Annotated in this window: 5 protein-coding genes; 2 read left to right on the forward strand and 3 right to left on the reverse strand. The window is 44.0% G+C overall.

The window, feature by feature from the left end; translation table 11 throughout:
- The coding region (locus MHN01_RS11480; RefSeq protein WP_239411475.1) for a C25 family cysteine peptidase at positions 1–1587 on the reverse strand (1587 nt) is incomplete at its 3' end.
- Between the two features lie 662 nt (positions 1588–2249).
- On the opposite strand from MHN01_RS11480, the gene MHN01_RS11485 reads away from it, so the two are divergent.
- Together MHN01_RS11485 and MHN01_RS11490 are read left to right on the forward strand one after the other, a co-directional pair.
- Positions 2250–3629: a MipA/OmpV family protein gene (locus tag MHN01_RS11485; protein WP_255725166.1), complete on the forward strand. Its 1380-nt coding sequence runs from the start codon at positions 2250–2252 to the stop codon at positions 3627–3629.
- 127 nt (positions 3630–3756) lie between these two features.
- Positions 3757–4380 (forward strand): lytic transglycosylase domain-containing protein, encoded by a 624-nt coding sequence (locus tag MHN01_RS11490; protein ID WP_239411476.1) that lies wholly within the window; start codon positions 3757–3759, stop codon positions 4378–4380.
- A 92-nt stretch (positions 4381–4472) separates the two neighbouring features.
- Here MHN01_RS11490 and MHN01_RS11495 read toward each other — a convergent pair whose 3' ends face one another.
- Positions 4473–5066 (reverse strand): FMN-dependent NADH-azoreductase, encoded by a 594-nt coding sequence (locus MHN01_RS11495; protein ID WP_239411477.1) that lies wholly within the window; start codon positions 5064–5066, stop codon positions 4473–4475.
- A 544-nt stretch (positions 5067–5610) separates the two neighbouring features.
- Positions 5611–7041, reverse strand: coding sequence for a 16S rRNA (cytosine(1407)-C(5))-methyltransferase RsmF (gene rsmF, locus MHN01_RS11500; protein WP_239411478.1), 1431 nt, complete (start codon positions 7039–7041; stop codon positions 5611–5613).
- Between the last annotated feature and the right edge of the window lie 140 nt (positions 7042–7181).

The raw sequence follows: 7181 nt of genomic DNA on the forward strand, positions 1-7181 counted from the left end.
AACGAGGCCAACACCTTGGTTAATGGCATCGGATATTTGAACATGGTTACCATTGCCTTGATTTTTCCAAGCCTGCGGAACCGGGCTTGGGGGAGTGACTCTGGCGCTACCGTAATCCCAGCCGCCATATTTCAATTCTTTAGATAAATCGGCGTCCCACTGCAGGGCGGTATGGATTTGATAGCCTTTATTGAACAGGTCGCCAGGTCCACCAAAGAAGTTATAGTCAGGGCCCAGGAAGTCAGCGACTCGATGTAGATCTTCCATGAACATCCTATCAGCAACTCTGTTGCCGTCGTTGTCCTGATATTGCCCGGCAAGCAAAATGTCATTGTAGCGATCCGAATCAACCGGTGTTTTTTCGTAGCTTAAGGTACGAGCGACCATACTGGTTATCTGGGCTTCGGTATCGCCTGGGAAGCGACCCAGAACCAAATCAGGATACGTGTCATCACCATCAACTAACGTATATTCGAAGTCAGTATGCCATTTATGGTTCTTGCCGTGGTAGCCGTGACCAACGATTTCCCAACCAGGAATATCTTCGTGATCGCCTACGAACAAGACGTAAGATGTCATTGTCCCCGTGCTGTAAGCATTGGTTATGTAGTTCTTTATTTGCTCCTGCGTATTACCTGTCTCTGTGATCGTCGCAACGTGGACGTTGTAGCCTTTTTGGCGCTTCCATGCAGCTAGGGGGGCTATTGCGTCTTTGAATCGGTCTGCGGTTATGATTAAGTAATCTGCTTTTTGGGCTGGCGTTAGCGTAGCATCAGATTCGGTTTGGCTTGAGTCAAAAGCCGGATCCGTTGCTTGGTCTGCTTTGGTTCGAATATCAATAACCGAGTCTGTTGGAGCATCAAATCCTAGATTGTCACTACGCTTAGTTTTAGACCCGTTACTTTCGGGAAGCGTGTAATTGACATGAAAGCGGACCTTTTTCGCGAAGCGGACAGTTTTTTCTACAGGGCTAAACTCAATCGGTCGATATGAAATAACAGCGTAACTCTTGCCACGTACACGGACTGTTTCGACTACATCCACTGGTTGTGTTTTGCTATCTGTGATCAGTCCATAAGCTGCTTCATCTTTCACGAAAGGCATGTTTTGATCAGGACGAGTACCATCCATTTCGACAACATCAGGGAAAGGCAATTGAACAGGGTCGACGATGGTATCAGTATATGTTTCTGACCACTCAATATTGTCTACAACGATATTGAGCTGGGCGCCATCCGGAATACGGATTAATTGCCGATAACCAGTTAAATTCGGTTTTCCCGGTTCGGCAGGACTGCCGCCATCTGGCAATATGATGCGATCATAGATATTGCCATCAGCCATTTTTACTTTAGCCATTGTGAGTGACGTTAGCTTAGCCTCAAATATTGCTCTATTGCTATCTAATGTCATTAGCGAAAAGTATTTGCCTGATTGTGCTGACTCTACAGTAGGAGTAACATCAATGGGTTGTTCAAAGGTGATGACTCGCTCATTGAAAAGAGAAGCATCAACGTGTTCGACGGCAATTGCGGAATGTGAAAATAGCGCGAGGGTAATGAGAAACCTCGTTTTATTCAGTTTCATTTTATTCTCCTGTATGAGTTGTGTTTTGGATAGGTAAAAGCGCTGCGAATAATGCAGTTGGATAAATATTAATAATGCTCACGTCAGCTATTGACTATATTGTCTTTATTTACTTTCTTATATTTGTACTGATTTAAATTTGTTATGTTTGATAAGTAACGGATTAATCACAGCGAGTGAGTATCAAGTACTTATTGTTTGCACACTTATATCTCCATATTTATGGATTGAGTTTAAGAGTGTGAATAAATATCCTTATAAGTTATTCACAAGGTGTGTATTGAGATAGCTGTTGTTTGTTGTTGATTGTTTTGTTATTTATCACCTTGGCTTTTTTAGGTTTGTTAATTAAATTTTCAGATCTTATTGCTGGTTTATATATACCATGAATTTAAAATTGCGCCGCAAAAAAATGCGAGTGCTAGATTGTTTTGTAATACAAATTTGATATTACTCGCAGAAATATTTGTTTATGATTTTATCAGTTGTTCGTATGGTGACACTTTTATAGGAACTTACTCCAATCGTACCCATGTTGCAGCTATCTTTAACTGCTGTGAGGAGGGATGAAGCACTTAAGTTACAATTAAAAAGTTGTACTTCATACGAATAAGTACGCTAAATTATTATGATTAAAATGATAAGTATCATGGGGAAAGGGTTTGTTGAAGTATTGGGTGGGGGTTGTTTGTTGTTTTCCGGTGATCGCTTTTGCAGGTACCTTGGCAGAGGGCGAAGATGAGCAGAGAGCCGCTGTAAGGGAAAGCAAATCTAATGGATTTATCTCAGTTGATGATTTAAGGATAAAACGGGATGGAGAGCAAACGTGGGGTATAGCCGCGGTTGTGCGTAATGCTTCCATCCCCTATGCCACCGAACAGGTTGTTGAAGACTCAACGGTATCGACTTTTGTGCCGATGATGTTCTATAGCGGTGATCGCTTCTTTCTAAGCGGTACTGAAGGAGGAGTGAGCCTGTATCGGCAGGATGAGTGGGAGGTAAATGCATTAGTTCGAATGCATTTCATTGATATACCTTCTTCATTTCAAAATCAGATCGGTGGTGACACTGGTGATATTGGTTTCCAGTTGAAGTATCAGATAGACGACAATCTCTATAGCGAATTGGAGCTATTAACTGATCCTGACGGTAGGCTGAGTTCTCAGGCAACTGTTGGCGGTATCTACAGTTATGGTGATTGGCGTTTTAAACCAGAGGCATCGTTACTTTGGAAAGAGTCCGACTATAACAGTTATTATTATGGCCTGACGCTCGAGTCTATTAATGCCGGTGCGGATCTTAAACTTGGTGCTTCAGGAAGTTACCATGTCACATCAAACCTTTATCTTCTTGGTGGTGCTCATGCCACTTACTTTGATGGCAACATTCGGGATTCAGAAATTGTGAATTTAGATTGGCAGGGTGAGGTTTATCTGGGCTTCGGGTTCTTTAATGATGCTAACAAACCAAGAAAGTCATCCTTGAGTAACCCTCCATACTTACGTGTGGCACATGGATGGGCAACGCCTTCTAATATAGGGGAAATCTTTTCTGGCAACCGTGTAAAAGATGAGTTCGATAACAAGTTAACGTCACTCTTCTACGGACATCCACTGACGGACGAACTGTTTGGGCTGCCGCTCGACATTTACCTGACCCCAGGGTTTGTCTGGCATTGGAGCTCTGATGTTCAGAGCTCTACCCAAGAGTATGTCGTCGCAGTCAAAGCCTACTATACCGTTAAGTGGCCGGTTGAGTGGCGTTTTGGTGTCGCAGAAGGTTTGTCTTACGTCGATGATATTACCTATATCGAGCAAAGTGAGATGGATAGAAAAGGCTATGAACCAAGCAACTTGCTCAATTATCTAGACTTCTCTTTTGATGTGAATTTAGGTGATTTATTTAACCATAAACCATTAGACAGGGTTTGGCTGGGTTACAGCCTGCATCACCGCTCGGCCATTTTTGAGAGCGCTTCACAATTTGGGCGGATTAAAGGCGGCAGTAATTACAATACTATTTACCTTCAATTTGACCTCTGATAAAAGCTGTCGATTGTTGTTCTACTAGGCAGGGCCCGGAGATTGTTTTACACTTCGGGCCGGCTAAAAGGACACTAAAGTCGATCTGTTTTTCTGGTATCTAGATGCCTGTCAGTATGGGTAAAGAATGAGACATTGCGCTTACTTAATTTTAATGCTTGCTGCACAGGCTGTGAATGCTTCACCTGATAATCATACGTTTCTGAACCTTATTAGTGATGACCAGAAGACTCCCGCATCGTCATTGATATTTGATAGTCCGGCTAATGAGGTTGACTGGGGGCAGGCGCTTTTCTCAGATCATTCGGTGCAGAGCAAACCGAAGTTTTATCGCACGGTATTGCGTTACTCTCATCACTATAATGTGCCGGCGGACTTGGTATTTGGCATTATCAAAACCGAATCTAATTTTAACCCTGACGCAATAAGCCATAAAGGTGCAAAGGGACTGATGCAGTTAATGGATATGAACTCTCGTCACTGGAAGATAGACCCATTTTTGCCTGATCAGAATATTAAAGTTGGTACCGCGATGATAGCTCGTCTGTTGGAAAAGTATGACGGTAATATTGAACTAGCTTTGGCTGCCTATAATGCTGGGGAAGGTACGGTTAGAAAGTATAAGGGAGTCCCTCCTTTCAAAGAAACCCAACAATATATTGTTAAGGTGAAAAAGAACATGAAGCTGTTTTCGGGCATCAGTCCGCCAGTGGGCTCGTTTCCATCACTTTTCATCTCTGATATACATTAAATGCATAAAAGTATTGGCGTTTTTCTGATAAAAAAACGACAGGCCATGAAGTGGCCTGTCGTAAAACAGTGGAAATTCAGGAGTGCGCCTAATTAGGCTGTTAATTGCTCTAGTTCAGATTTAGCATCAGCGATTGCTTTAGTTGCAAATTCGTCACCCATCGCCAGGGCTTCGCCGTAAACGAACTCAACATCTGTAAGGCCAACAAAACCGAGAATCGTCTTAAGGTATGGAACCATCAGATCGGTTGCACCGTCTTTGTGGATACCACCACGTGTGGTAACAACAATAACTTTTTTGTCAGTTAATAAGCCTACTGGACCTGTTTCTGTGTAAGAGAATGTCACACCGGCACGTGCAATCAAATCAAACCAGTTTTTAAGCTGTGTTGGAATAGTGAAGTTATACATTGGCGCAGCGATAACTAGCGTGTCACTGGCTTTTACTTCCTCAATCAGCTGATCAGATAGAGCCAGGGTTTCTTTTTGACGAGCAGTCAGGTTATCACCACCGCGAAGGCCACCAGCAATCTCACCGTCAAGAACCGGCAAAGGGTTGGCTGCTAGATCGCGTTCAATAACAGAGCTCGTTTTCGTTTCCCATGATGCGATTAAGTGATCAATTAAAGCGTTTGACTGAGAATAGTCGCCTAGAATGCTTGATTTCAAAACAAGTACGTTTGACATGGTAATTTCCTTTGCGCTTTGTGTTGGCTTGAGACTAACTATATTGACTGGGCGATGATGAAGATAGCGGAAAAAGTCGTCCAAGTTGTTCGAAAAACTTGAATGGCAAACAATGCTAAAAAATTATTGAAATATTTCAATTTCTTACGTGTTTTATGGTGGTTTTTGTTTTCGCGTCGCTGTGTGTTTTAGGGTGTTGGGTTCAGACAGTGTTGGAAAAAATTGTGCAACATACTGAGCATAGCGTTCAAAATGCTGTACATGTCTGCCTGGTAATGTGGTTTGACGGTAAAATTGCAAATTGAAGGCAAAAAATAGCCCGAAACGACTCCTGTCTCGGGCTTAGGGGAATGGCTCGTGAGAGCCTTGCGCTAACTGGTTAGTAAATGGAGATCAATTACACTATCAATGGTAGTTCAAGCAGTACAATTTGCCAGTTTAAGCACTGAGAATGTCATTCGCCTCTGACCCTGCTCCCATATATTATTGATGTCATTTATATTGTGCTGAAAGTGATGTTTTATCGCTCGCAGCGTAATACCAGTTAGATATCAAATAAATTGTTGTCGCGGACTAATTCGCGCGGTAGGCCGTTCTTGATTCGGTTACCGACCCATTTGCCAATACCGATAGGGTAGTCGCGATATGTGACGATGACTTCACCTTTACCAGATAGGTCTTCAGGTCGAATATCTCTTCCCATAAACCATTCTTTCGCTTGTTCGGAAGTCAGGGCAATGGCGACCGTTTCATCACCGTTGGCCAGTGACATAATGGCTTCATGCTGCCAGCGGTACCCTTTCTTGTGCTGTTCAGCGAGCTTAATGCCAATGCGCTGGAAACGAATCTCACCAAGCAGGTTGCGCAGTTTTGCCGGGAATAACCACACTTCTTTATCTCGAAGCCATACCTCGCTGTCCTCAGGCAAGGTGATATCAAGATCGGCTTTGATCGTTTTTGCAATAGCTTGCTGGTCTTGGCTCTTGGCAAGGCTAAACGGGAATTTGCCCATGCGCTTTTTGACTTTTGGCGATTCAACGGAATCCAGTTTTCGGATCCGGGCTACAAAGAAGCCTTCGCTGTCGAAAATTTGAGGGTAGACGTGGAGGAAACCGTCCTCCGTCAACGCTTTGTCTGCGCCGTCAAATAGTGTATCTAACGGTTCAAATTGTACTGCATCGCCGAAGGTATCTTTTAGATAATGGCAGACCTGTTGGTTTTCACTTAAATTCAGGGTGCAGGTTGAATAAACCATCACACCACCAGGCTTTAGTGCCTGGAAGGCGCTGACAATAAGGTTGCGTTGTACTGCTGCAATTTCTTCGACTGACTCAAGGCTCCAGTTTTCCATTGCGTCATCGTCTTTACGAATCGCGCCCTCGCCTGAACATGGGGCATCAAGCAGGATAGAATCAAAAGACTCCGGTGCCCAGCCACCAAACACACAACCGTCGAAGTGGGTAAGTGATGCGTTGTACACGCCGCAACGCTGCAGGTTGGAGTGAAGCACCTTGATACGGCTTGCAGCGAGCTCGTTGGCAACCAAAGCCCCCTTGTTGTTCATGGCGCAGGCAATCTGGGTTGTTTTCGAGCCGGGTGCCGAAGCCATGTCCAATACGCAATCAAGCCCATCGTTGTCTTTTAACAAAGCAGTGACAGGCATCATCGAGCTGGCTTCCTGGATGTAAAACAGCCCGGCCATGTGCTCTGCGGTGTTGCCTAGAGATACTGTCTCTTCATCTTCTCGCTCAATCCAGAAGCCTGTTTCACACCAAGGTACCGGTGTTAATGTCCAGTCTTTATCCGCGACCCGGGCCAGAAAATCTTCCACACTTATTTTTAGCGTATTTACCCGAATGCTACGGCGTAATGGCGTTTTGCAGCAGGCAATAAACTCATCCAGATTAAGGTGCTCTGGCATGATCTGGCGGATTTGCTCAATGAAGGCTTCAGGGATGTGGATATTAGGATGCAAGGGACTGTCTCGTTTAACTAGCAATGGGCCGAGATTCTATAACAAACCCTAAGAATAATCGATGATTGCTATGGCTAGGTGTATCTGAACACTTAATTTGCAGCCAGTTAGCAATAAAAAAGGAGCGCCAGGCGCTCCTT

This window comes from Photobacterium sp. OFAV2-7, assembly GCF_022347985.1.
Taxonomy (GTDB): Bacteria; Pseudomonadota; Gammaproteobacteria; order Enterobacterales; family Vibrionaceae; genus Photobacterium.